16 protein-coding genes and 1 pseudogene are annotated in these 24,417 nt (G+C 43.5%); 5 read left to right on the top strand and 12 right to left on the bottom strand.

Annotated features, from left to right (window positions below; genetic code table 11):
* Positions 1-3: 3 nt before the first annotated feature.
* Positions 4-3,501, bottom strand: a complete 3,498-nt coding sequence (locus R7Q47_RS12260; protein WP_318089068.1) for a T6SS effector BTH_I2691 family protein — start codon at positions 3,499-3,501, stop codon at positions 4-6.
* A 262-nt stretch (positions 3,502-3,763) separates the two neighbouring features.
* Positions 3,764-6,097 carry a YgiQ family radical SAM protein gene (locus tag R7Q47_RS12255; RefSeq protein WP_248486837.1) on the bottom strand — a complete coding sequence of 778 codons (2,334 nt, stop codon included), beginning with the start codon at positions 6,095-6,097 and terminating at the stop codon, positions 3,764-3,766.
* 425 nt (positions 6,098-6,522) lie between these two features.
* On the opposite strand from R7Q47_RS12255, the gene R7Q47_RS12250 reads away from it, so the two are divergent.
* From R7Q47_RS12250 to R7Q47_RS12240, 3 genes are all read left to right on the top strand, one after another.
* The gene (locus R7Q47_RS12250; RefSeq protein ID WP_042522833.1) at positions 6,523-8,979 is read left to right on the top strand and encodes an EAL domain-containing protein; all 2,457 of its coding nucleotides are present in this window, start codon (positions 6,523-6,525) and stop codon (positions 8,977-8,979) included.
* A gap of 86 nt (positions 8,980-9,065) precedes the next feature.
* Complete coding sequence (locus tag R7Q47_RS12245) at positions 9,066-9,776, top strand: hypothetical protein (protein WP_195723078.1); 711 nt, start codon at positions 9,066-9,068, stop codon at positions 9,774-9,776.
* A gap of 152 nt (positions 9,777-9,928) precedes the next feature.
* Entirely contained in the window at positions 9,929-10,129 is a 201-nt protein-coding gene (locus tag R7Q47_RS12240; protein ID WP_005376762.1) for a DUF4250 domain-containing protein, read from the top strand.
* A gap of 21 nt (positions 10,130-10,150) precedes the next feature.
* Here R7Q47_RS12240 and R7Q47_RS12235 read toward each other — a convergent pair whose 3' ends face one another.
* Positions 10,151-11,062 carry a LysR substrate-binding domain-containing protein gene (locus R7Q47_RS12235; RefSeq protein WP_248486835.1) on the bottom strand — a complete coding sequence of 304 codons (912 nt, stop codon included), beginning with the start codon at positions 11,060-11,062 and terminating at the stop codon, positions 10,151-10,153.
* A 281-nt stretch (positions 11,063-11,343) separates the two neighbouring features.
* On the opposite strand from R7Q47_RS12235, the gene metE reads away from it, so the two are divergent.
* Positions 11,344-13,626: a 5-methyltetrahydropteroyltriglutamate--homocysteine S-methyltransferase gene (gene metE / locus R7Q47_RS12230; protein ID WP_248486833.1), complete on the top strand. Its 2,283-nt coding sequence runs from the start codon at positions 11,344-11,346 to the stop codon at positions 13,624-13,626.
* Positions 13,627-13,759: 133 nt separating this feature from the next.
* Here metE and R7Q47_RS12225 read toward each other — a convergent pair whose 3' ends face one another.
* The 8 genes and pseudogenes from R7Q47_RS12225 to R7Q47_RS12190 all read right to left on the bottom strand — a co-directional run bounded on the left by R7Q47_RS12225 (position 13,760) and on the right by R7Q47_RS12190 (position 21,440).
* A complete protein-coding gene (locus R7Q47_RS12225) occupies positions 13,760-14,152 on the bottom strand; it encodes a GspS/AspS pilotin family protein (protein WP_005386726.1) in 393 nt (130 codons plus the stop codon).
* Positions 14,153-14,155: 3 nt separating this feature from the next.
* The gene (locus tag R7Q47_RS12220; RefSeq protein ID WP_005376766.1) at positions 14,156-14,452 is read right to left on the bottom strand and encodes a YciI family protein; all 297 of its coding nucleotides are present in this window, start codon (positions 14,450-14,452) and stop codon (positions 14,156-14,158) included.
* A gap of 115 nt (positions 14,453-14,567) precedes the next feature.
* The gene (yciA, locus tag R7Q47_RS12215; protein WP_005376768.1) at positions 14,568-14,963 is read right to left on the bottom strand and encodes an acyl-CoA thioester hydrolase YciA; all 396 of its coding nucleotides are present in this window, start codon (positions 14,961-14,963) and stop codon (positions 14,568-14,570) included.
* Positions 14,964-15,188: 225 nt separating this feature from the next.
* Positions 15,189-15,753, bottom strand: a pseudogene (locus R7Q47_RS12210) (septation protein A).
* Positions 15,754-15,952: 199 nt separating this feature from the next.
* Positions 15,953-16,195: a hypothetical protein gene (locus tag R7Q47_RS12205; protein WP_005376770.1), complete on the bottom strand. Its 243-nt coding sequence runs from the start codon at positions 16,193-16,195 to the stop codon at positions 15,953-15,955.
* Positions 16,196-16,306: 111 nt separating this feature from the next.
* Entirely contained in the window at positions 16,307-18,847 is a 2,541-nt protein-coding gene (locus R7Q47_RS12200; RefSeq protein ID WP_318089062.1) for a response regulator, read from the bottom strand.
* A complete protein-coding gene (locus R7Q47_RS12195; RefSeq protein ID WP_248486824.1) occupies positions 18,840-20,024 on the bottom strand; it encodes an acyl-homoserine-lactone synthase in 1,185 nt (394 codons plus the stop codon). The genes R7Q47_RS12200 and R7Q47_RS12195 overlap by 8 nt, the downstream gene beginning before the upstream one ends.
* A gap of 156 nt (positions 20,025-20,180) precedes the next feature.
* Positions 20,181-21,440, bottom strand: a complete 1,260-nt coding sequence (locus R7Q47_RS12190; RefSeq protein WP_005376774.1) for a dicarboxylate/amino acid:cation symporter — start codon at positions 21,438-21,440, stop codon at positions 20,181-20,183.
* Positions 21,441-21,983: 543 nt separating this feature from the next.
* On the opposite strand from R7Q47_RS12190, the gene R7Q47_RS12185 reads away from it, so the two are divergent.
* On the top strand, positions 21,984-23,525 hold the full coding sequence (locus R7Q47_RS12185) for a long-chain-fatty-acid--CoA ligase (protein WP_213871704.1): 1,542 nt from the start codon (positions 21,984-21,986) through the stop codon (positions 23,523-23,525).
* Positions 23,526-23,651: 126 nt separating this feature from the next.
* Here R7Q47_RS12185 and R7Q47_RS12180 read toward each other — a convergent pair whose 3' ends face one another.
* Positions 23,652-24,347, bottom strand: a complete 696-nt coding sequence (locus tag R7Q47_RS12180) for a Crp/Fnr family transcriptional regulator (RefSeq protein ID WP_213871703.1) — start codon at positions 24,345-24,347, stop codon at positions 23,652-23,654.
* Between the last annotated feature and the right edge of the window lie 70 nt (positions 24,348-24,417).

The following is a 24,417-nucleotide window of genomic DNA, read 5'->3' as shown; positions in this document are numbered from 1 at the left end:
GGGTTACTCCTTAAAACCTAATGTGCCAACAGCGGGGGTAAGTGATTTTTTAATGATGTTTTGTTTGGTATTGTCTGAAATCAAGCGATAAGTTGCACTCTGTTTTACGCTATTTTGGAACCAATACTCACGCTTTGATGGCGCATCATCTTCTGCATCGTACTCCACTTGCATGGCAAGGTAATGGTCTGCTTCTTTAATTGGCAATGTTACCTTGTACACAACCAATTCGGCGCTAGTTTGGTCTTGAGTTTGTAGCGTGACTAAATCTGCGTTTTGATGCCACGAGCCTGACATCAAATCATCTTTTGTTGCCTTGGTGTTGGTACTCAATGTAATACCATTCGTTGCAGCGCGCCGTGGCAGTTGAATATGCACTTCCAAACCGATTAACTCACGATGTGTGTAACCTGGGTAGGCCTGTATTTTTTCAACAGGTTGATGGTATACCGTAGGCTGTTGAATAATAGATTGTAAGTCAAACAGCGCTTGCTGCACCAATGCTGAATTATGCTTCTCTCTCTCGGGCAAGCTCGAAGATTGGCTCCACTGAGTGCGAGCTGGGTGATAACCCCAAGGCAGTTTATCTAACCATTTTTGGAAATCATCTTGTTTCAGTTTATTCAACTTATAATTGATGGCTAAGTATGTAACTGTAAGAATAACTAAAGCTGCCGTTACCGGGCCACCAAAAAGCAAGTTAGTCGAAAAAGTACCAGTAGAGGCTCCTAAGAACTGAAACGCACCAATCGCACCAGTTAAACCAAGTGTTACGGTATTTGCTAAATATAATTTGCTTTCGAGGCCATAAACGTTATCGATACTCTGCCAAGAACGGTAAGCCTCAATACCTGAAGCTAGCGCTCCTAAAGCCCCTGTGATTGCGAGCCATTTATGGAATACCTTTAAGTCATCAAGGATCAAGTTTTCAAAACCTTCGACATTTTGATTCACTAACTCTTTTAAGACTTTGTATGAATGAGCTCTTAATTTGGGATCACCCTTCACATTCTCCCATAATTTACCCGTACGAATCCCCGTCCAAGCGTTAGCTGTATAAAAAAGCTTTTGTTGGATATCCAAAAATTCATCTGAGGATGTTAACCCTGTGTCTTGGATACTGCTCATGGCATCACCAAGCGCGATGCAGTTAAATACTAATGCCAGAAAGCCTAGACCACCGGCATTCTCGAACAGTTTATTCAAATCATTGAGCTTATTCATCACGATCCGCGTTCTAAGCTCGATGGTTCTTTGAGGTAGATCATCAGGTAACTCAATGTACTGCGGGTACTCCAATGTAGCTACAGCGAGAGCCTTCTTAATAGTCTTTTTATTTTTTAAAGCTGTTGTGTATTTAGAGTCAGCTTTGCGGTTATTTTTCTGGAAGTCAGCAATGATTGCATCGTTTTTTTCGAGCTTAATCAGATAATCATTTACGCGTGTTTTCCATTTTTTAAAATCGTGAGCGTAACCTTCTTTTATTGTTACGGGCATATTGTGTGCCATATGTTCTGCAATAACGGCAAATAAATAATAGCTATGACGGTTCAGAGGTTTAGCGAAAACAGGCATCAGCGAAATTGATACTTGTGAGGTCATGCTAACACCAAACTCTACAACGCCTTTTGCAAGCGCACCTATTGCAGATTTAAAAATAATATCCAGCTCTTGGAAACCTTTGGCGATATCTTTGAGAAAGGCTGTTTCCGCAGTGTTTGGGTTGGAAACAAAGTCCATGATCTTAGAGTACATATTCACGCGGTTGCTGGTATCAGATATCTGGTCCATCAACTGATTATCAGGATCAGGATTTTCTGAGACGATCGACTGTTCATCAAGCGCCTCTGTAATATTCTTCTCCATCACTTTAAATAAACTACGACTAAACCCAGAGGCATAGAGAGCAAGTAAACTGGTTGGTTTCTCCCATTGGCTTTCAGCCCATTGGCGGTCTTCTTCTTGTATCACCAAAGTAAATGACTCAACCGCTTGCTTGTGTAGTTGATACAAGCTGTACTGCGTGTCTTCGCTGTATAGGTCGAAGGTTCTTTCGAGATGATGCGGCGTTAAGGACTCCATTACTGCGATAAAGTCGCGTTTGACCGAAACCACTTGGGCTAGCATGGTTTCTTTTTGTTCTGACAGCTCTTGCATCTCGCTCAGCATTTGCTTCCAGTTGAGCTGCTGACGCCAGCGTTCAGTCGCTATCCATTGTTCGTATTTACCAAAACGGCTCGCAGAAATTCGATATTTGTCCTGTATCGTTTTAGCAATGTCACTTTGGGTATGTTGGTGTGATTCAATCGCTCCAGCGGAAAATTTAGCAGGATAGCCGGACTGAACTGAGCTTTTGTTCTGCTCTGCCAAATTAAGTTGGTGAGAGGAGTCATAATAGTCAGCCATGTCGGTATAAAACGACAGCTCTTCGCCGTTACGCTTAACGCTAGCTGGCATGTCTATCTCGTCACTTGCTCCAAACATACACAGTTGCATGGCGGTCTGCATCAAGTTCCACTGGTTTGAAAACTGGTCAGTGAAAAGGCGGTAAGGGCTTGCGGCACCAACAAAATGGAGTGACATATCTTGAATGTCTGCGGCGTAATCTTTTATCGCGACGAAGTAGCCTGATTCTTCTTCTGGAATCGCAGAGGTTAAATCGCTTTCGACTGCTACAGGTTTAAAGACAGAACCATCTTCATCTGCTTTGGTGGCGATGCCAGAATCCGCAAAGCGACCATCATCGACGGCAGAAGATTCAATATCAGCGACTTGGGTTAACTTATCTATTGGTGCAATGTTGTGCTGATTCTCGTTTGAGGACAGAACAATGGTTTGCATGCGATCGATATGATTACTCGGATTGTTAAGTACGCGCATGAACGTGTGCCATGTCCACCGGTGCTCAGAGAAGCAAATCGATAGTACGCTTCCGTTGACGTAAGTAAGGAAGGGCTTTGCATCTTGTGGTGTCCCACGCTGCTCTGATTTTGGGCTTTCTGATTCTCCCAACTTATAGAGCGTGAATTGCGTTCCTTTGATTTCGTATTCGTCTAAGCTTTTGTTGATTGCATCATAGACATACAGCCAACCGTCGCGCAGTTGACGCAGGGTGTAACCAACGGTATTGAGTTTGGCTGGGCCTTGGCCTTTCCATTCTTCAGGCAAACCAAAAGGTTGTGTCTCTTCTGTTTCTAGCTGATCGATGGCATAGCGGACTGGGATAAAGTGCGCAGGTGATGCTTCCGTTGCTTCTTTCTCAGTTTTTAAATTTAGAGGCTCTGGTTCAGACGGCGGTGGCGGATCGATTTTTTTTGTTTCTCCCTCCCAAAACATACTGCGCTCTGGGGGTGAGCCAGCAAGATCATCGGATTCCGTGGTTGGAACGATATTCAGCGATTTCAGTGTACCATCGCTTTCAAATGCCTGAACGGCCTCCTCATAGGTATAGCTGTTGTCATACCAGAACATAGAAGTTTTTGGGGGAAGTGGATTATTCATCGTTAGCCCATGTTTAAGAGTTTTATTCTATTACGCAAATATCGCACCAAAATAAAGCAATTAAAAATCAATGAGTTAGATTTTTATGGTTTTGCTTCAATCAAATAATTGTTTGTTTTTCCAATAAGTTGTTTGGTGTTTACCATTTTTTGTATTGATTGAATCAAAGTTTGAGTTATTAGTGATGCCTCAATGAGCCGACAAAACAAAAGGGCTCCAGAGTTAACTCTGGAGCCCTTTCTAGTATTTAAGCTCTAAATAATTAGCGACGCTTTGGTTTACGTTGACCAGCTGGTTTGCCTTGTCCTTGTGGGCGACTTTGGCCTTGCGGCTTGCTACCTGCCGGGCGGTTTGCACCGTTGCCGCTAGGACGTTGGCCGTTGCTTGCAGGGCGTTGACCACCTGTAGCTTTGCCAGAACCGTTACGGTTACCAGATGGTTTACCATCTTTTGAACCGCCTTCAGAGCGTTTGTTCAAATGACCACCGAAGCCTGGTTGGTTTTTGGTATGTTTGGTTGCAAAGCGGTTTGCCCCGTGACGACCAGATTTACGACGTTGCGCAGGTGTTTGTGCTTCAATGTCTTCTGCAGGAACGAGACAGCCTTGTTTGTCACCAATCAAATGTTTTTTACCCATACTGACTAGGGCTTCGCGGATCATTGGCCAGTTTGCTGGATCGTGATAACGCAACAGCGCTTTATGCAGGCGACGTTGACGTTCACCTTTTGCTACAGGTACATCTTCACGTTTTTTGTACTTCACGCGTTTCAGAGGGTTTGTCTCTGAGTAGTACATCGACGTTGCGTTACACATTGGCGAAGGGTAGAAGTTTTGTACTTGGTCACATTCGAAGTTGTTCTTTTTCAGCCACAGAGCAAGGTTCAGCATGTCTTCGTCTTCTGTGCCTGGGTGCGCAGAGATAAAATAAGGGATTAAGTACTGCTTCTTGCCTGCTTCTGCACTGTATTTCTCGAACATCTCTTTAAAGCGATCGTATGTACCCATGCCTGGCTTCATCATTAGATCAAGAGGACCTTTCTCTGTATGTTCCGGTGCAATCTTCAAGTAACCGCCCACGTGGTGAGTCACGAGCTCTTTCACGTATTCTGGTGATTCAATCGCAAGGTCGTAACGTACGCCAGATGCAACCATCACTTTCTTCACGCCTTCAACTTTACGCGCTTCGCGGTATAAATCGATCGTGTGTTTGTGGTCTGTGTTTAGCTTGTTACAGATGCCCGGGAATACACAAGAAGGACGACGACAGTTCGCTTCCGCTTTTGGATCTTTACAGCCCAGGCGGTACATGTTTGCGGTCGGGCCACCAAGATCGGAAATTGTGCCAGTAAAGCCCGGAACTTTGTCGCGAATTTCTTCAATCTCGTTGATGATAGATTCTTTCGAGCGGTTTTGAATGATTCGACCTTCATGCTCGGTAATCGAACAGAAAGAACAGCCACCAAAGCAACCACGCATGATGTTCACAGACGTCTTGATCATGTCGTACGCAGGAATTTTTGCTTTGCCGTACATAGGATGAGGAACACGCGCGTAAGGCAGGCCAAACACAAAGTCCATCTCTTCGGTCGTCAATGGAATTGGAGCTTGGTTTACCCAAAGTTCACGATCACCATGGCTTTGAAGTAACGCTCGACCAGAGTACGGGTTCGTTTCTAAATGCAATACACGGCTTGCATGTGCATAAAGAATGCGATCGTTTCTTAGCTTTTCAAACGAAGGTAAACGGACCGCAGTCGTCGCAGCATCGTGGCGTGATGGGCGAATCGTGATTGGTTGTGCAACTGGCTCGTCTTTTTTAGTTTCACACTGAGTTTCTACTTCGTATGGGTTCTTTGGTACGAACGCTTCTTTACGAGGTTTTTCAATGCGAGAAGAATCAATAACCGTGTAGCCTTCTGGCGCCGCTGGCAAGTTCACGGCAGTACCACGAATATTGGTCATGGTGCTGATATCTTCGCCGTTTGCGATGCGATGTGCTACTTCGACAAGTGCGCGCTCTGCGTTACCAAAAAGTAGGATGTCTGCTTTTGCATCAAACAGTACTGAACGACGAACTTTATCTGACCAGTAATCGTAGTGTGCCACACGGCGTAGGCTGGCTTCGATACCACCTAAAACAATAGGTACTTCTTTGTAAGCCTCACGACAACGTTGAGAGTATACCAACGTTGCGCGGTCTGGGCGTTTACCACCTTCGTTATTTGGTGTGTACGCGTCATCGTGACGAAGCTTTTTATCCGCTGTGTAACGGTTGATCATGGAGTCCATGTTACCCGCAGTGATCCCGAAGAACAGATTTGGCTTACCAAGTTGCATGAACGCATCTTTATTTTGCCATTCTGGTTGAGCAATGATACCGACACGGAAACCTTGTGCTTCTAGCAGGCGGCCAATGATAGCCATACCAAAGCTTGGGTGATCCACATAAGCGTCACCGGTTACAATGATAATGTCACAGCTATCCCATCCTAGGGCATCCATTTCTTTGCGACTGGTCGGCAAGAAAGGTGCCGTACCAAAACACTCTGCCCAGTATTTTTTGTACTCATGAATAGGAGTGATGTTATTGGTCATATTTTGCTCTCTGTTCCAGGGAGCGCGAATTATAGCGATTTGATTATCAGGTATCTATAACAAACTCATCTATTCAAGCTTAGTTCATCGAGTTTTATTTGGTTTGTAAAAATATCAATGCTCTATCGGCGATTTTCTGTCTAATTTCACCTTGAAAGCCTCATGGTTATAGATCGGTTCATGAAAAATGTCGCAATCTTAATACAAAGCATAAGCAATGGTGTGCTTATGTGGGGTAAAGCCTATAATCAAATTAGTGCATATTAAATGCAAAAGGCTGAGCTGCTCTGGAAATAGTTCTAAGTCGATAGGCTTATCGTTGACACAATCCATCTATAAAGAGGATCGGCAGGTCCCAACTGGAATGTCGCGAATTGACTGTGAATTTTGAGCCTTGGGCTAATTACAAAAAAAGGGGCTAGGGTATGAGTGAATCTACGACAACAGTGCATCCAAAAATGCAAACGACTTCCAGTCTAACTCCTGTTATAGAGTGGTCTTACGATATTGATACTCGCGAGTTCGAATGTGATCAGCAAGGAATGGCAAAGGCATTTGGGATAAGTACGCCAGTAACTAGCCTAAATAACTTGTTTGATCATATGCTGATGGGGCAACAAGAAACGCTAAAACAACGAATTCTAGAAGTGGAACTCTTTGGCGGACGGGGGCGGTTTTCTTGTTGCATGATGCTAAAAAACGTTAACTTAGTGCACGTTACTATTAGTTTTGAAAGGCTCAATAAGCGCATTATCCAAGGCACTATCATTCCGCAATTAACAATCACTGGTTGCGAGGAGTTAGCGAAAATTCTCGAAACGATTTTTGATTTGCCAAATGTAGGCGTTTTAGTTGCCGATGAAGATACGCGCATCTTAGGTTGTAACCGTGCCTTTGAGTTACAAATGGGCTATCAAAACCGAGATCTGGTTGGGCTTAAAACTCATATATTCAGTACCTCTCACCATAGCCAAGCGTTTTATGATCAGCTGTGGCAGCAAATTAATGATGAAGGATGTTGGTGTGGTAACTTGCTGAGCAAAACAGCAAACGGTAGCAACCAAGCTCATCATCTTTGTATTTACCGACTTACGTTTCACTCTGGACGAATTCTTTATCTCGGATTTTCTACGGATATTTCTGCTTCGTTGTTGTGGATGAAAAATCGTTGTGAACAACAGCATGATTGGGCTGCCTTTTTACCGACGAGGAAAGAATTTGAACTCCAATTAGCTACCTTAGCGAATGAAAGCAGAAATAAAGAACTCAACATTGTTATGACACTCAGACCCAAGTTTTCGGAGAGATACTTGCTTGAACAGCAATTAGGTTTTGCAGATTTTATTATGCGAAGTCGCTACACCAGTATTGCGGGGCAGTTATCTCGGGACGTGTTTGTCGTATGCTTGCAGACCCCTCATTGTCAATGGTTGAGCCCGGTTCGTTTGATCCAAATTGCCATGAAAGGATTCTTTAATGAGCTTAGAAATGAAATGGGCACAAAAATGCATGCCACTATCGTTAAAGGCCAAACTGGTGTGTCAATCCTTGGCTATGATACGAACCGACCAAGACAAGCGCTAGCACATGCAGCGCAAGCGATGTTGTCCTCTATTTCCGGTGAAGGCAGCTATTTCAACTTTTACGACAGTGAACTTCACTCTGAATTAGTGAAGCGCCAACATCTCGAGGCGTTTTTGGAGGCGCAAATAGAGAGTGGACTAGTGGACGTTTACTTTCAACCGATCATCGACGTTCAAACCGGAAGAGTGGTTAAGTTCGAGGCCCTCGCACGCTTCTATGATGAAAATGATGCGTATTGTACGCAGAAGATGATCGCTATTATTGAAGATCTAGAACTCATAGCGGCACTTGATGATGTAGTCTGCCAAGCTGCGTTGAAGCACTTTCCGCGCTTACAAGAAATTTATGGCGAGGAAGTGGGCGTGACCATCAATCGCTCCCTCAATACGAAATTGGATTCTCTTCAGATCCTTCAGCGGTCGCATGATTTGATTAAAGCCAGTGGTGTAGACCCTAAGCGAGTAACTATCGAGCTAACAGAAACCGCGTATTTTGAACAAGATGAGGAGCATACTCGAGCTCTAGAGGAAGTGCGGAAAGAGGGCATTGAGATCGCGATTGATGACTTCGGTACTGGGTATTCTTCTTTTTCTTATCTAGAAAAAGGGCAGTTTGATTTACTGAAAATAGACCGAAAATTCATCAAGAACATTCATAAAGGGAGCACCAGCTATAACATTGTGAAAATGGTCACCGAGCTTGCACAGCAAATGAATGTAAAAGTGGTTGCTGAAGGCGTGGAATCTAAGCAAGAACTTCAAGTATTGGCAGAAATCGGTGTCGATTACATGCAGGGCTTTCTATTTTCTGCTGCCGTGCCTGTCGATTTGATGGATAAAGCGGACAGTTATGAGCATCTGTTCTCTGACATCGCGATTGAGTCCAAGCAAAGTGATGTGTTGCAATCTTTGAGCCATGAACAAGTCAGGTCTATGGACCCTGGAGAACCGCTCTCCTTGGCAGTTGAGTACATGAATTTGAATCCAAGCTTGCCTTTAGTTGTTCTCAATGAAAATCGTTGTGTTGGGTTAATTACGAAAGAGACGGTGAATTTACACCTAACGCCCTCGATGGGCACAGAGCGAGAAACTGAACGAGAAAGCAGAATTTGGAAACGTCCTGTTAATCAGATAATGAGCACCGAATTTGTGTTGGTTGATGAGGATTTACCTGTCTCTGTTATTCGAGAGTTGGTGAAAACCGGCATTCGTTTCCCTTGGGTATTGTGTAATACCAAAGAAGAGTACCGTGGAGTTTTAACGCAGGAAGACGCGTTGAAGTATCTTGCTTCTCTGTGAATAAAATTGTCTTACCGTTTTAGCTCATTTGGGGGCCGACTTTCGGTGGTTTGGCGATAGTTGATTTGATATTATCGCCCCCCAAAATGACTTTTGAGCGTGCATTCAACATGATTCAACAATTGCTGGTTACTTTCCCTCCGATGCTATTTGGCGCACAAGCGCTACTGACTTTGCTTCTAATCAAGGGCGATATTTGTCCTGGTCAGCGAGGACGTCTTCATAAAATGTTGCCAGCAGTAGCTGTATTGTGGCTCGCTGTTGCGTCACTTCGCATTGAAGCATTTATGATCGTGTTTGCTATTTTCTACTTCTATTCTCAGGTTCAAACCAAGAAAACGCGTGAAAAAGGGCCACTATGGGCGATGCATTTAGCGAATGGTTTGGCCTTTGCGTATGTGAGTATTCAAGTATTTGAGCAATCAAGCTGGCCAGCATCGATAGCGATGGCGCTAATGATATTTTTCCTTGGGGCGTCATTTTCTCAATTGCTGCTTACGATAGCTCGCAGCAGATTACAGGCATTTCACCGTATTTTACCAGTTACGGGCATTGTGTCTGGAATGCTATTAGTCATCGCAACGTTGTTTGCTTCTTACCAGTTAAATGAAGCTGCACTGAACGCTGCAACACAGCCAATCTTGCTGTCTTTAGCTATGCTAATTTCTTCAATTATTGTGTGGTGTTGGCATATTTTTACGCATAAGAAACCAGAAAAGGTGCAACTGAGCGTTGCCTTGTTTCTAGCACTCGCGTCGATGACGAGCCTGCAAGATTTATTCTCTCTCGCGGCTTAACCTCTATTCTAAAGACAAAGCTAGACGGCTTATATCCAAGTGCTTTCTTGGTGCTTGGGTATAAGGTGATCACGTTTTAGATCGCACTCACTTTAAATTCGCGTGATTACTACTACGCTTGTTTATATACCTTGTCGAAGAGGAGAGTCGCGATGGATTTAAGCAATGTAGGTAATCTGGACAGCACTATTTTGCTAGGTATCGTCAACGAAAAGCTACGTTTAGAGTGCGACAGTTTTGACGAGTTAGTATCAGTGTATGAGATGGATGTAGAGTCTGTAGTCGGCAAGCTTGATATGCTCGGTTATCAGTACGATCCATTGACTAACCAATTTAAAGCATATCAACGCTAAGCCTTTCATAACCCAAATATTTTAAGCCACCTTGATTCCGTCAAGGTGGCTTTTACATTGTAGCCTCGCGGTTGCGAAAAAAGCTTGTAAGTAACGCTTCTCTCTCTCTGAGTGACGCGTTGCTGCAAACAAGCGACGCCATAAGCCTTGGCCGAAAGGTTTACTGGTAATAAGACCTTGGCGAGAAAATTCAGAAATCGCCCAATTGGGTAGTGCCGCCACCCCTAATCCAGCAGAGACCATCTGAACTAACATGAGAGTATTGTCGGCTTGCTTCCATTTCGCAGGTTCTATTCCTGCTGGCTGAAGAAAGTGTTTTACGACGTCTAGCCTCTGTTTTTGAACAGGATAAGAGAGCATGGTTTGATCTGCGAGATCTTGCGGATCAATAATTTCTTTTTCCGCCAATGGGTGGTTGGTTGCGGTAATTAAACGCATTTCAAAGTCGAATAGAGGCTCGTAGTGGACTTCAGATCGAGGTTGGATATCGGAAGTAATAACAAGATCGAGTTCGCCTGCCAATAAAGCTGGGAGTGGTTCAAAGCCAAAACCAGAGGAAAAGTCCAATGTTACGCTAGGCCAAGCAAGTTGGTACTCCCTAAGTGCAGGCATTAGCCATTGGAAGCAAGAGTGACATTCAATGGCCATATGTAATCGGCCATTGACGTCTTCTTTCAAGCTCGCTATATCATTTTCTGCTCTTGCGAGTTTCGGAAGGATATCTTCTGCAAGACGCAATAGGATTTCTCCCTCTGAAGTGAACTTCACCGGACGAGTCTTTCTCAGGAACAGTTGCCCTCCAATTCGCGCCTCCAAATCTTTGATCTGATGAGACAGTGCCGACTGAGTGAGATGCAAAGCGGTCGCTGTCGCCGTTAGAGAGCCAGTGTCTCGAAGCGAAGTGAGTGTCCGCAAATGTTTTAGCTCTATCATGAATTCCTTTCATCCTTTGTTGCTCGCTATGAACAGAATAGCAATCGTGTAAATAACTTAACGACAAAAAATGGATATGTAAACGTCTAGACGTCTATTTGTTGTTTTTATTTGCGAATCATGTCGCTTCATGATGAATTTTTTTAATAAACAAGTTGAATAAATGGACGTTGTTCTAATATCAGATGAGAGCGATAGTTTAGCCATCCAGACATCTTATTATTTACCGAAAGATGCTCTGACCCAAACAAATTGAACAAAATTGAGAAAGGAATAGGGACATGGCGACAACGACTCACATACTAGGTTATCCACGCATTGGTGAAAAAAGAGAATTAAAATTCGCTCAGGAGAAATACTGGCGAGGAGAAATTGATCAAGCTGAGCTTAAAAAGGTTGGGGCAGATCTACGCGCCAAAAACTGGCAAACACAAACGGATGCTGGTCTGAGTTTTGCCACCGCTGGCGACTTCGCTTGGTACGATCATGTACTGACGACCACGTTGCTATTGGGTCATGTGCCAAAGCGTCACGCTGATGGTTTCCCTAACCTGGATACGTTGTTTAAAGTGGGTCGCGGTCAATCTCTGGCGGGTTGCAGCTGTGCGGGCGCTGCGGCATCGGATATGACCAAATGGTTCAACACAAACTACCATTACATTGTCCCTGAATTCAGCAAGGACGATACGTTTGAAGTGAGCTGGCCGCAACTGTTTGAAGAAGTCAACGAAGCGCTTCAAGCTGGCCACCAAGTGAAGCCTGTTTTGCTTGGCCCAGTCAGTTACCTTTACTTGGGTAAAGAGGTCGAAGAAGGGTTTGACCGCTTAACCCTGCTACCACGCTTACTTACTGCTTACCAAGCTATTTTGGCAAAGCTAGCAAGTCAAGGTGTTGAGTGGGTTCAGATTGATGAGCCAATTTTGTCACTGGAGCTAGAAAGCAAATGGGCTGATTCGTTTAAGCTGGCCTACCAAGTGATTCGAAGCGATGTAAAAGTGCTGCTAACGACGTACTTTGACTCCGTAAGCGATACGCTAGATAAAATTGTAGAGCTACCGGTGGATGGTTTGCATATCGATTTATCTGCCGTCCCTCAGCAGCTTGACGATGTGGTTGCCAAGTTACCGGAGGGGTGGGTGCTTTCTGCTGGCGTTGTGAATGGTCGTAACGTGTGGCGTTCGGATTTAAGTGCCCAACTCGAGCGTCTACAGCCAGTCAAAGAGAAACTGGGCGACAAACTTTGGGTTGCCAGTTCATGTTCTCTTCTACATAGCCCGGTTGATCTGGAACAGGAAACAGAACTCAGTGAGGAAGTGAAAAGCTGGTTTGCGTTCGCAAAACAAAAAGTAACAGAAGTCGCCTTGCTTGGCCGCGCACTCGATGGTGATCAAGATGCGATTCTCGCTTGTGATACCTACAGCCAGCCAATCAAAGCACGTAAAACGGCAACGCATGTGAATAAGCCACAAGTTCAAGCACGTTTAAACAGTATTACTGCGTCACTTGCCGAGCGCAGCGCACCTTACGCGGAGCGTGCTGCGCATCAAGCTGAAGTATTGGGCTTGCCTCTGTTGCCAACAACGACAATCGGCTCTTTTCCTCAAACGGGTGAAATCCGGGTGCAGCGCAGCGCTTATCGTACAGGTCAATTATCTGAGTCTGAATATATCCAAGCACTTAAAGGACATATTGCTGACGCAGTAAAACGTCAAGAGGCGCTCGACCTAGATGTGCTAGTTCATGGTGAAGCAGAGCGTAACGACATGGTGGAATACTTCGCTGAGAACTTGGCGGGTTTTCAAACGACCAAATTTGGTTGGGTACAGAGTTATGGTTCTCGCTGTGTGAAACCTGCCATTGTAGTTGCTGACATTGAACGTGAAAAACCGATCACAGTTGAATGGTCGACGTACGCACAATCGCTAACCAGCAAACAGATGAAAGGCATGTTGACTGGACCAGTAACGATTTTATGTTGGACGTTCCCACGTGAAGACATCACACGTCAAGAAATTGCGCAGCAACTTGCTTTGGCACTACGTGATGAGGTGTCTGACCTGCAAGATGCAGGCATCAATATCATTCAAATTGACGAGCCAGCCATTCGAGAAGGTTTACCACTCAAAAAACGCGATCACAAAGCGTACTTAGAATGGGCCGTAAATGCGTTTAAGGTCTCTGCGGCAAGTGCAAAACCAGAAACTCAGATTCACACTCATATGTGTTACAGCGAGTTCAATGAAATCATTGATTCGGTTGCGGCACTCGATGCGGACGTCATTACCATTGAAACATCTCGCTCAAATATGGAGCTGCTGAAAGCATTTGAAGAGTTCAATTACCCGAACGAAATTGGCCCTGGTGTTTATGACATTCACTCACCAAACATTCCTACGGAAGAATGGATTGAAGGTTTAATCAAGAAAGCGGCAGAAAAAATTCCGGCTCAACGTTTGTGGGTAAACCCAGATTGTGGTCTGAAAACACGAAACTGGAAGGAGACAGAAGCCGCATTGGCAAATCTGGTTTCAGCGGCGAAGAAGCTCCGTGCTGAGCTGGCGTAACACATCGTTACAGCAAATAAAAACGGAGACTGTGGTCTCCGTTTTTCTATTCTTAATTGTTAACTTTCGTTTTCAGATTATCCAATAATAGCGAATCATCGTCTCATGCCGAAAGCAACAAAAATTACTGTAGCTACTTCACCTGAGTACAAGTCTGTGCGGAAACCAACTCATCTGCCATCAACTGACCGCGAGAATTACGTACCTTAATACGATACATCAAGCCCATATCAATTTGCTTGCGAACTTCTGGGTTGCTGCAATAGGTATAGATACTGGTATTCAGTACTTGATTTAACGGCTTTGCACCGAGTGCGCCATCGTTATAAATCATCATCATCTCTACAACATTTTTGTTGGATGAGACACGCATTATTTGCAGTGGACCGTACTCTAAAGGGAGGCCCGCAGACAAAACTCCTGCTCGGTTTGATGCCATAAGCTCAAGTTGTCGCTGATTATCATCGGTTGATGAACAGCCAGCCAGAGCACCAAATACCAAGAAAAGACACAGTAATTTTTTCATAAATTAAAACACTTTTTTGAACGGTTTCACGATTACATTATCGTAAACACCAGCCGCTACGTAAGGATCGGCTTCTGCCCACGCTTTAGCATCCTCTAGCGAGGCGAATTCAGCGATGACAGTTGAGCCCGTAAATCCAGCTTCTCCAGGATTGTCAGAATCTATCGCAGGCATCGGACCAGCTGTAAGAAGGCGACCTTCGTCTTGTAACTTTTGTAAGCGATCCAAGTGTTGTGGGCGAACGCTCATGCGTTTTTCCAACGAGTTCTCAACGTCCTGTGAAAAGATGACATACCACATAGCATAGTTCCTTAATTGGTAGGGTAAAGTGTTAATTTAACGCCTTTTTTGTGTCTCTCACAAGTGAACAACAGAAAATGTGAGATCCTTTCTAACTGTTAGCGTTGTAGGTTGACTAATTCTGAACCGGACGTGGTTTACCTTCACTGTCAATGGCTACGTAGTTGAAGGTCGCATCACAAACCATGAAGCGTTCGCCAACACCGTGAGCTTTGACGGGTTTGACCCATACTTCCAAATCGACACTCATGGATGTGCGGCCGATCTTAGTGCATTCGCCGTAGCAGCATACGACATCGCCCACACCAACAGGTTTTTTGAACGTAATGCTTGATACCGAAACGGTGACAACGCGACCACAAGAGATCTCTTTTGCCAGAATCGCGCCCGCTAAGTCGAGCTGAGACATTATCCAACCGCCAAAAATATCGCCATTGGCGTTTGTATCTGCAGGCATTGCAAGGGTACGAAGCAGCATTTGACCTTTCGGAGAGCTAATTTCTTGACTCATTGTGACATCCTAAATCTTAAAGGCGCTCAAACTAAGCGCCAACATAGTAAATACCTAGAACCAAAGGTCCTTAAAAAACCGCAGATACCGGACCAGAGAAAGTTGGTTTACAGCAGCAAGAATGGTCTGAAAACGGTACGTTGTTTGAGCGGTTTACTGATACATGGAGCAAAACAGCGACCCTAAGGTCGCTGTGAAGTCGCGGATTATAGCAAAACTGAGTTTTTAATCATCAGTGGACACATCGGATGAGTTATTTTTTTTGTTCTTTTGGCATGTGTTTATAAATGTAAAAGCCAGTCGCAATCATGTAGGCAAATGTCGCGATCAACATTCCAAATACTTTGAAGTTAACCCAAACATCCAACGGCAATTCGTAAGCAATATAAATGTTTAAGCCAGCGAAGAATGAGAAGAAGCCAACCCAAGCCCAGTTAATCTTTGCCCAAACAGCGTCAGGTAACGTAATTTCCTTGCCTAGCATTCCTTTGATAGCTGATTTTCCCAATGCGTGGCTCACTGCTAAGCCAATCGCCAGAATCGCGTAAATGATGGTGACTTTCCACTTTATAAAATTGTCGTCGTGGAAGAAAAGGGTCATGCCGCCGAAGATAGTGACGATAACGAATGTTATTAGTTGCATCTTTTCGACTTTCTTATACAGCGCGTAGGTGACGACAAGCTGAATGGCTGTTGCTACGATCAGTGCACCTGTCGCCACGTAGATGTCGTACAGCTTGTATAAAGCGAAGAAAATGATGAGTGGTATAAAGTCTAGGATCTGCTTCATGATGGCAAAATCTACCTAATTATTGAATTGAAGACAGTCTAACGGAATCTGACAAGATGTGAATACTGAGGAAGTTAAGGTAAGAATAGTAACGCTTAGTATATCGTATAGACCGCAAGATTCTTCCATGTCGAAACAGCATATGGAAGGAATAAAAATTGCCGCGATGAGGCGGCAATAAAGTTGAGAGTTTTAAACCTTAAGCAACACGTTGATATTGGGAAATAAGCGTTTTTACATCTTCTAAATAGCCTTCCCGTAGTAAGTTATCGACCGTTGCTTCTAGCTCTTCGAGAGACATCGTGAAGCAAGTGGATTTACCAGTCATCAGGCTCAGATATTGATGATACTCTTCTTCTGTATAGTGGCCTAAGCGATCAAGTAACAGTGTTTTGATTCCATGATGAATCAAGCCGTAGTATGTATGTCGATGAAGTAACATGGCGATCTCCTTATCAAGCTCATACGCTACTCATTTGCAGCCTGCTTGACCTTCTGGATAATTCGATTTACTCCAATAATGCACATCTAGTGCCAATTCTATATTTGCAAATTAAAAAGTGTTGGAAGGTGCAAAATTCTCGTTCTGTAGCCATCTTTGGATGACGACTTGAAGTGCATTTAACGTGGTGGGCTTTTCGAGTCTGTCATCCATGAGTTTCGAAATTAGCTCCAACTCTCTAGCTCCAGACTCACCAGATAAGGCAATGATTGGAACGGAGGATGTGATTTGCTTAATCCGTTGGCTTGCGTCAAATCCATTCATTACCGGCATTTGGACATCCATAAGAACGAGATCAATCTTGTGTGAGTGGAATAGTTCTACCGCAGAGGCTCCATTATTTGCTTGTAAGCTGTTGACTCCCAATCTTTTTAAATACATCTGTACCAAGGTGCGTTGCACCTCTTTGTCATCAACAATGAGCACTGTTGGTGCATCTTTACATACTTGTACGTGTTGAGCTGAATGATTTTCAGAATGTGATGGAGTTGCTTTCCAGCTATCAAAGTCCGGTGCTCTCAATGTCTCTGGTTTTGGTGCGTTTGGTACGACTGGGAAATACAAGTAGAATTCTGTGAACTCGTTCAATTCAGACTGGCACTCTATTCGTCCTCCGAAGGAGCGCATAACACGTTGGCAATAGCCCAAACCTAAGCCACTGCCTCCGCTTTTTTGATACGAGAAAAAGTCATCAAATATCTTGTGTAAGATACTGCTATCTATACCTGGCCCACTATCTCGGAAGATCAGAATGTTTTCGTAAGCCCCCGTCTGGGTACGAATCTCAATTTGACTGTCGGGATAAGAATCAAAATAGTAGATAGCGTTACGAATCAAATTGAAAATGACAAAGTTAAACAGGGTCTCATTTAACTTCGCGACAAAATCGTGTGCCTGTGGCAGGTTAATTCTCTCTATTATTTGATCGTTTTCAAAACCATAACGGCTTAGTGCTTGGTCGATGGATTTATGTATGGAAGTGAGAGCTAAAGGCTCATGCTCTGGTGAACTGTCGCTAACTTCTCGTAAAATAATATCGATAAGTTGTCGACCGCGTTGTATAGCGGCTTCACCTTTATCAATTTCTCTTTTTAGCGTATCCAGTGAGGCGTTTGACTCTATATGCTGTTTTAAAGCTTCAAATTGTAATTGTACTTGAGCGAGAGGGTTACGCATTTCATGTGCAATGGAGTTAGCCAGCGCACGGCTTTGGCGTACCTTTCTATCGGCTTCAATGGTGCTCTGGATGCGAACTAATAACGTTTGCAGAGCTGAGATTTCTTCATTAGAAAACAGCTTATTATCTATTTTATGTGAAGAAATCAGCAAGTGAGTAACAGACTTTCCACGACCGAAGAGAGGCATAACGAGCGCAGTATTGCTTGAGCGCATACGCTCGTAGAGCTTTCTCATAGACCCTTTAGAAGAGGAGGCATAATCAATTTCTTCAGACAACTCATCAAGCACGAGAACTGACTTGCTTGACGGCAGGTACTCTTCGTAAAACGTTTCTGTGTAATTGCTAGTGACTAGCTGTAGCTTGTTGTTTGGTATGTTAAGTAACGATGCCAACTGACGCATAGCATCATCTATTGAGCGTTTAAACTCTTCCTCTAACCCAAGGATTTGCTGAACGGGAGTGTGTCGTTTCCCATAAATAAAATACGAAGCGAAACGACTGACTCGCTTAAAAAGCAAGTGCCAAGTGATACCGATAAGCGCACATAAAGGTACCGCAACAAGCCATTGGTTATCTTCAGAGATAGGAATAAATATCGCCCCTAGCGGCAGAACAAAAATGGCGCAGACTAAGAGCGCGCTTACCGTTAAGTACGTGAGATATTTAGCGCTGTAGAAGCGAGAGGTAAGTAGGGCATAGCCCACAAACAACATTTCGCTGATTGAAAGTGCTGGTGGTAACCAAGTTAGGGAGAAGTCGCCAAGGAAATACGTCATTCCAAGGTGTATCACTGCCGTAGATAACATGAATACCAAAATGCCAGCGATCATATAGTTGCTTTTTGCTAGCGTGAGCTTGCTGCTGTTAGCGCGCATGGCAATCAAGTTAAGCAGCGTTAGTACCACGAAAGCTAGCAAACTAATGAAAAAATATGAGGTATGTGGGCCAAATTCAATGACGAACTGGCTTGGACCACTAATGGTGACATTTTCGACAGTAAGATTCGGCACTAAGTTGATGTACAGTGAATACGTTGCTAGTGCGACAAAGACGACTTTTTGCCAGACTTTGACCGCTGTTTTTTTAACATCTGCGGTTAACTGGCAAGAAAAATAGAATGCAAACGCAAAGGCGAAAAAAGACGCTAAGTTCGCTAACTTAGCCATAAAAATACCACCAACAGAGCCTAATTCTGGCAATAAATCGGTATGGAAATAGGCGTTGCTGCTTATCCAAACAATGATACAGCTGGAATAAGCGATGTAAGGCGCGTGATGCGAGCCTAAGATTGATTCACTCTTCTGTTTTAGGCGATAGCAGTAATACAGTAGCCAAGCGAATACTATTAGTACAGTCGCGTACAATGCCATTGCTTTTGGGTAAAAGAGACCGTGCAAATGAACATCAAGCATGCTCATTCACCTTTTTATCCATTCTTTTTTTTCGTACGCAATGTTTGTAGTCGCGAAATTGTATGTCTTGAAATGCTTCAACCATCATACCTAAATTCCAGAAACCGCGGTATGTCTTGGTACCGTCACCGTTAATGTCGCGGTATCCTGAGTGAAAGTAGGCACTTAAATCAATAGATTGATAGAAATTTAACATAAATACTTGCTCAATAATGGTAAAGCCGAGCTTATAGCCTGTTTTATAAAGCTCACTCATCATTGTTTTTTGCGCCAGATACAAAAAATACAGCTTTTGTTGGATGTTGCCTCCCACCGTAAGGCGCAGCACTTCGCAAACCGCTTCAGTGTTCTTTACACGAGATTGAAACTGAGCATCAAACTCAATAAGAGTGTGCTCATGAGTTAGAGCACGACACTCCAAAATACCCAGTTGATTGAGAACACTGTACCCATGATTAGGAAAGCAAAACTGCCATTGTTCGTTACTAAACTGTGGTGAGTAACTGAGCCAGTTATTTCGTTGATGCCAGCTTTGCACTAAAGCGGAGGAGACCATGATTGGTGAAGATGACGATTTGAGCAAGAGCGCAAAGTGCTGCCCTTTTTGCGAGAGTGATAAAAGAGGCAAGATTTCAAACCATTGTTCAGTTTGGACGAAAAGCTCAAGATTACTCAGTGTGATCGCTTCGGAAATCGGTATTAACGCTGCATGATTTGGCAGCATTACCTCAAGATCGCAATCTGCGATATCTTCAATTAACACGCTAGTATAGCTGTGGTCGTCAAACGGAAGCGGAGTAGGAATCGCAGCTTCGTTTGAAGGATATTTTTGCTTGATTGCTTCGATCTCGCATTGACACCAGAAAACCATCCAATGCGGGTAACAATCTGCGGTAAGTTGTTCAAGTAAACGAATCTCTTCGGAGAAACCTGTCGGATACTGTTGCACTAAATCTCGATAATCCATTAACTCAAATAGTGCAGAAAGACTTTTTGATGCGTGTTTAGGAAAGAGAGATTTAAGCAGTTTTATTCGATACAGAGCAACCTGTTGAAAAAGAGCATCTCGTTTTTGTTTCGTTAGGGTAAGAATAACTGAGTCAACCAGTGCCTGCTGCTTTGATTCGATCGGCAAATTTGTTTTGGTGAGATAGTCCAAAGATTGCTCAAGACTCATGATATAACCTAGCTCTAACGTTTTGTTATATTTTGTAATGGTTTATATCATTTTGAAAAATTTATGCCATCGGTTTCTATTTGTATAGTTACGTAATGCAAGAAAAGACAAAAAAACCGCTCATTATGAGCGGTTTTTGGTCTATTCAAGAAAGGGTTAGGCTTCTTGCTTTTTTAGCTCAGCTTCTGCCGTTTCTTCTTCAATTAGCGCATCAACGATAACTGCACATGCAGCATCACCTGTGATGTTCAGTGCTGTACGAATCATATCGAAAATACGGTCAAGAGCGAATAGCAGCGGTAGACCTTCAATTGGAATGCCAGCGGCAAGAAGCACGGCAACCACTAGGAAAGAAGGGCCAGGAACACCCGCTTGACCAACCGCACCCAATGTAGACGTTACGATAATTGCAATGTAAGCGCCCATGCCTAGATCGATATTGAACAGTTGAGCAAAGAAGATAGCAACCAAGCCATAGTAAATCGCATTACCTGACATGTTGATCGTTGCGCCTAGAGGCAGAACAAATGATGCAGTTGAATTTTTTACGCCCAGCTCTTTTTCACAGGTGTCCATTGTAACAGGCAGTGTTGCCATAGAAGACGCTGTTGAAAGCGCAACTGCTTGCGGTTTCTTCATTGAAGACAGGAATTTCTTCGCAGATGTCTTCGTGAAAACATGCACCATTGCTGGGTAAACAACGAAACCGAAGATTAGGATGGCGGCAACGTAAACAACGAACAGTTTAAACACCACCATTAGCGCACCAAAACCGAACGTACCGACGGCTTCTGCCATCAGACCAAATACACCGATAGGTGCAATGATCATTACTTTGTTGATCATCCAAACCATTGCGTCAACGATGCAGTTAACACCATTGATGATTGGTTCACGACGCTCTTTTGCTTGCTTAGAAATCGCAATACCAAAGAACATACAGAAAACGAGGATCTGTAGGATGTTTGCTTCATTTAGTGATTGGAAAACGTTGGTTGGGATCATACCAGTGATGGTTGCCCAGAAAGTAGGTAGTTCACCTTTTGAAGCGTATTCTGCTGAGAACATGCCTTCGACGCCAGAGACGTCGATACCCATGCCTGGTTGGAATACTTCACCCATAAATAGTGCAAGCGCAACGGCTAGGGCGGATGTTAAACCAAAATAACCTAGAGTGACGATACCAACTTTACCTGCTGACTGGCTGTTCCCAAGACCAGCGGCGCCAGAAATCAAGGCTACAGCGACCAAAGGAATAACCAACATTTTGATTAAGTTGATAAAGATAGCACCTAAAGGAGCGAACACTGTCGCATCATGACCCATCATGGCACCAACGGCTGTGCCCACGATCATGGCGATTACGACTTGTACGCCAATGTTGTTTAGCAAACTCTTTTCTTTTAACACTTCCATAACCTCTGTGCTAATAAAATGTAAAATCCTAAAATTACCCACTAACCATAAATGGATTTACGGATAATTATCTCGCCTTGCTTTTTACACTTATCGTTTACAATTGGCAATATGCAGCAAGGTATTATTGATGGATTAATCGATATTTTATTGACGAACGATAAAGTTTTGTTCAATAGCAAACGTTTGCTATTGATTTTTCTTATAAGGGTTACGCTTGGGATTGTTCAAGTTTATTTTTCTTTATTTGTTTTCTTTTTGTTAATTTTAACCGCTTTTGTATTTGCTATTGCAGTCAGAGTTTTTAGTGACTTGGGGTGATATTTATAACAATTCATCTCTTTCAAGCTCACACTTTTATTAATTTGCCTTCTGAAATGTTAATTGCTTTACATTCTTAGTCCTGATTGCGTTGTAAACATAATGTTAAATGGTAATGACTGGTGAGAATCAAATGCTGACGATCCAGTGTTAAGGATAACTTGCTTAGTTAATGCTCCTGAGCTGATTAGACGAGAAAGACAAGTAAGAGGTGAAGAGACTATGATGAATCTTGCTGCTGCGTTACAAAGAAATGCTGCGAGTAAACCAGATAAAACGGCGTTGATATGTGGCGCTGAAAAGATAAATTATGCGCAGTTTAATGCGATCGCCGGCAAGATCGCAGCGTCTTTAATCAATAAAGGCGTAAAGCCAGGTGACCGCGTTGCGATTTCATGCCCAAACATTCCTTTTTTCGCGTTTGTTTATTATGCAATACAAAAAGCTGGCGCGGTTGCAGTCCCATTAAATGTGCTTTTGAAAGCGCGAGAAATTAAGTATCACTTAGAAGATTCAAAAGCGAAGTTTTATTTCTGCTTTGAAGGGACGAAAGAACTGCCAATGGCAAAAGAGGGCGTCAAAGCCTTTGAACAAGTCGATACATGCGAAGGCATAGTCGTACTGACTCAATCTCAAGATGAAAGCTATTGGAATGGTGTAATAACTCTCAATGCGTTTATAGCCGATGTCCAACCGTTGCCGGATTATATACCGCGTAATGCGGATGATACTTGTGTGATTTTGTATACATCAGGGACGACAGGCTTACCAAAAGGCGCTGAGCTGACTCAGCAGAACATCATAATGAACGCTCTGGTGGCACAAAACATTATGGGCAGCCAGGCCGATGATATTCACTTAGTAACTTTGCCTTTATTTCATACATTTGGTCAAACCGTCCACTTAAATGCTAGTGTTTTGGGCGGGGCAACATTGGTGTTAGTGCCTAGGTTTGAGCCTAAACATGTTCTTGAGCTGGTGGAAAAACATAGGGTGACGATATTTGCTGGTGTGCCAACGATGTACATCGGTCTGCTTCATGTGCAGCATCAATTTGATACCTCGTCATTGCGTGTTGCAGTAAGCGGTGGTGCGCCATTACCAACCGAAATCTTTCGAACCTTTGAAGAAACATTTAATGTGCCGATCTTAGAAGGATACGGGTTGTCGGAGACAAGTCCTATTGCATGTTTTAATCATTTAGATCAGGAGCGAATACCAGGCTCGGTAGGTCAACCGGTTCAAGGCGTCGAAGTAAGAGTTATCGACATTGAAGGCAATGCACTACCGATAGGCGAAGAAGGTGAGATTGTTGTGCGTGGTCATAATGTTATGAAGGGATATCTTGACCGCCCAGAAGTTACTGAATCTGCGCTACAAAATGGTTGGTTCCATACTGGTGATGTGGGCCGCTTTGACAGTTCAGGTAATTTATTTATTGTCGATAGAATGAAAGATCTGATCATTCGAGGTGGATTTAATGTTTATCCCAGAGAAATTGAAGAAGTTTTCATGACTCATCCTGCAGTTTCAATGGTAGCGGTGATAGGGATTCCAAATGAAGAGTATGGCGAAGAGATAAAAGCCTACGTTGTACTTAAACCAAAAGAATACATTGACGCCGATTCATTACAAAAGTGGGGTAAAGAGCAATTAGCCTCGTTTAAATATCCTCGTTATGTCGAAATTCGTGAACACCTCCCGATGAGTGCGACAGGAAAGATTTTGAAACGTGAGTTGAAATCTGAATTGAATATAGCTTAGTCAATTCAATGGTTTTTGTGTCACAGCGCCACTTGCCTAAGTGCAAATGGTGTTGTGCTCTTGACCAATTAGATGCATAAGGTTTTTAGCTATCGTTAGACAATACTTACCGTTTGTTGAATGGATCTATTGCTCGAGTTCTTTAAAGTATTCTTCTAAGCGTTTCGGATTGGTAATGGTTACTGAGCCATAGTTTAGCTCTAGCATCCCAATACTTTCTAATCGTTTTAGTATCTTGTGTACGCTCTGACGAGTTAGCCCCATCATGTTAGCGATATGTTCTCTTGTTACCCTGACAACGCATGGTCGAGTATCGATCGCTTGATTAAGTTGGTATTCAGCAAGTAGCAGCAACCTTTTGGCGACTCGTTCTTCAATTCCTCTAATCGCGTCATCTTCGATAACAGAAATAGCAGACCACAAGCGGCGGCTAAGTAAGTCGAGTATAGTGGGGTAACTTTGAGGGTATTTGGCGAGTAATTGGCGAAATTTATCTCCAGGAAGCTCCATTACAGTCACGTCAGAATGCGCGGTCGCACCAAAAATACGAGGCATGCCGGGAGAAAAAACATTGTCTCCAAACCAGCCACCAGCTTCGAAAATCATCAGTGTGACTTCTTTGCCTTTTGAACTAATTGAGTTCACTCTCACTGCACCTTGAGCTATGATCATAAGAGAAGATTGAAGCGCACCTTTATTGCAAATCAGTGCTTTTTCGTCGAAGCAGCGAACCTTAGTCATTTGCGCTGCTTCACTAAGCCCTTTATCTGGCAGCCCTGATAGTACAGGACATTTGGCTAGCAGTGTTTTGACTTCTTCCATGTAGCAACCTTACTGCACATTGCTTTATTGAGTTAGTTAAGTGACCCAAGCTTAACACTCTTTGAGTGCT

It is taken from the genome of Vibrio sp. Vb0349 (assembly GCF_033338975.1).
This window is presented reverse-complemented; position numbering and strand designations above follow the sequence as displayed.

Coding starts and splice junctions, on each gene's coding strand:
- R7Q47_RS12195 (WP_248486824.1), bottom strand. CDS start 20,024: ATGAGTCTTGAGCAATCTTTGGACTATCTCACCAAAACAAATTTGCCG.
- R7Q47_RS12225 (WP_005386726.1), bottom strand. CDS start 14,152: ATGAAAAAATTACTGTGTCTTTTCTTGGTATTTGGTGCTCTGGCTGGC.
- yciA (WP_005376768.1), bottom strand. CDS start 14,963: ATGAGTCAAGAAATTAGCTCTCCGAAAGGTCAAATGCTGCTTCGTACC.
- R7Q47_RS12250 (WP_042522833.1), top strand. CDS start 6,523: ATGAGTGAATCTACGACAACAGTGCATCCAAAAATGCAAACGACTTCC.
- R7Q47_RS12205 (WP_005376770.1), bottom strand. CDS start 16,195: ATGTTACTTCATCGACATACATACTACGGCTTGATTCATCATGGAATC.
- R7Q47_RS12200 (WP_318089062.1), bottom strand. CDS start 18,847: ATGCTTGATGTTCATTTGCACGGTCTCTTTTACCCAAAAGCAATGGCA.
- R7Q47_RS12220 (WP_005376766.1), bottom strand. CDS start 14,452: ATGTGGTATGTCATCTTTTCACAGGACGTTGAGAACTCGTTGGAAAAA.
- R7Q47_RS12185 (WP_213871704.1), top strand. CDS start 21,984: ATGATGAATCTTGCTGCTGCGTTACAAAGAAATGCTGCGAGTAAACCA.
- R7Q47_RS12245 (WP_195723078.1), top strand. CDS start 9,066: ATGACTTTTGAGCGTGCATTCAACATGATTCAACAATTGCTGGTTACT.
- R7Q47_RS12255 (WP_248486837.1), bottom strand. CDS start 6,097: ATGACCAATAACATCACTCCTATTCATGAGTACAAAAAATACTGGGCA.
- R7Q47_RS12235 (WP_248486835.1), bottom strand. CDS start 11,062: ATGATAGAGCTAAAACATTTGCGGACACTCACTTCGCTTCGAGACACT.
- metE (WP_248486833.1), top strand. CDS start 11,344: ATGGCGACAACGACTCACATACTAGGTTATCCACGCATTGGTGAAAAA.
- R7Q47_RS12260 (WP_318089068.1), bottom strand. CDS start 3,501: ATGAATAATCCACTTCCCCCAAAAACTTCTATGTTCTGGTATGACAAC.
- R7Q47_RS12180 (WP_213871703.1), bottom strand. CDS start 24,347: ATGGAAGAAGTCAAAACACTGCTAGCCAAATGTCCTGTACTATCAGGG.
- R7Q47_RS12240 (WP_005376762.1), top strand. CDS start 9,929: ATGGATTTAAGCAATGTAGGTAATCTGGACAGCACTATTTTGCTAGGT.
- R7Q47_RS12190 (WP_005376774.1), bottom strand. CDS start 21,440: ATGGAAGTGTTAAAAGAAAAGAGTTTGCTAAACAACATTGGCGTACAA.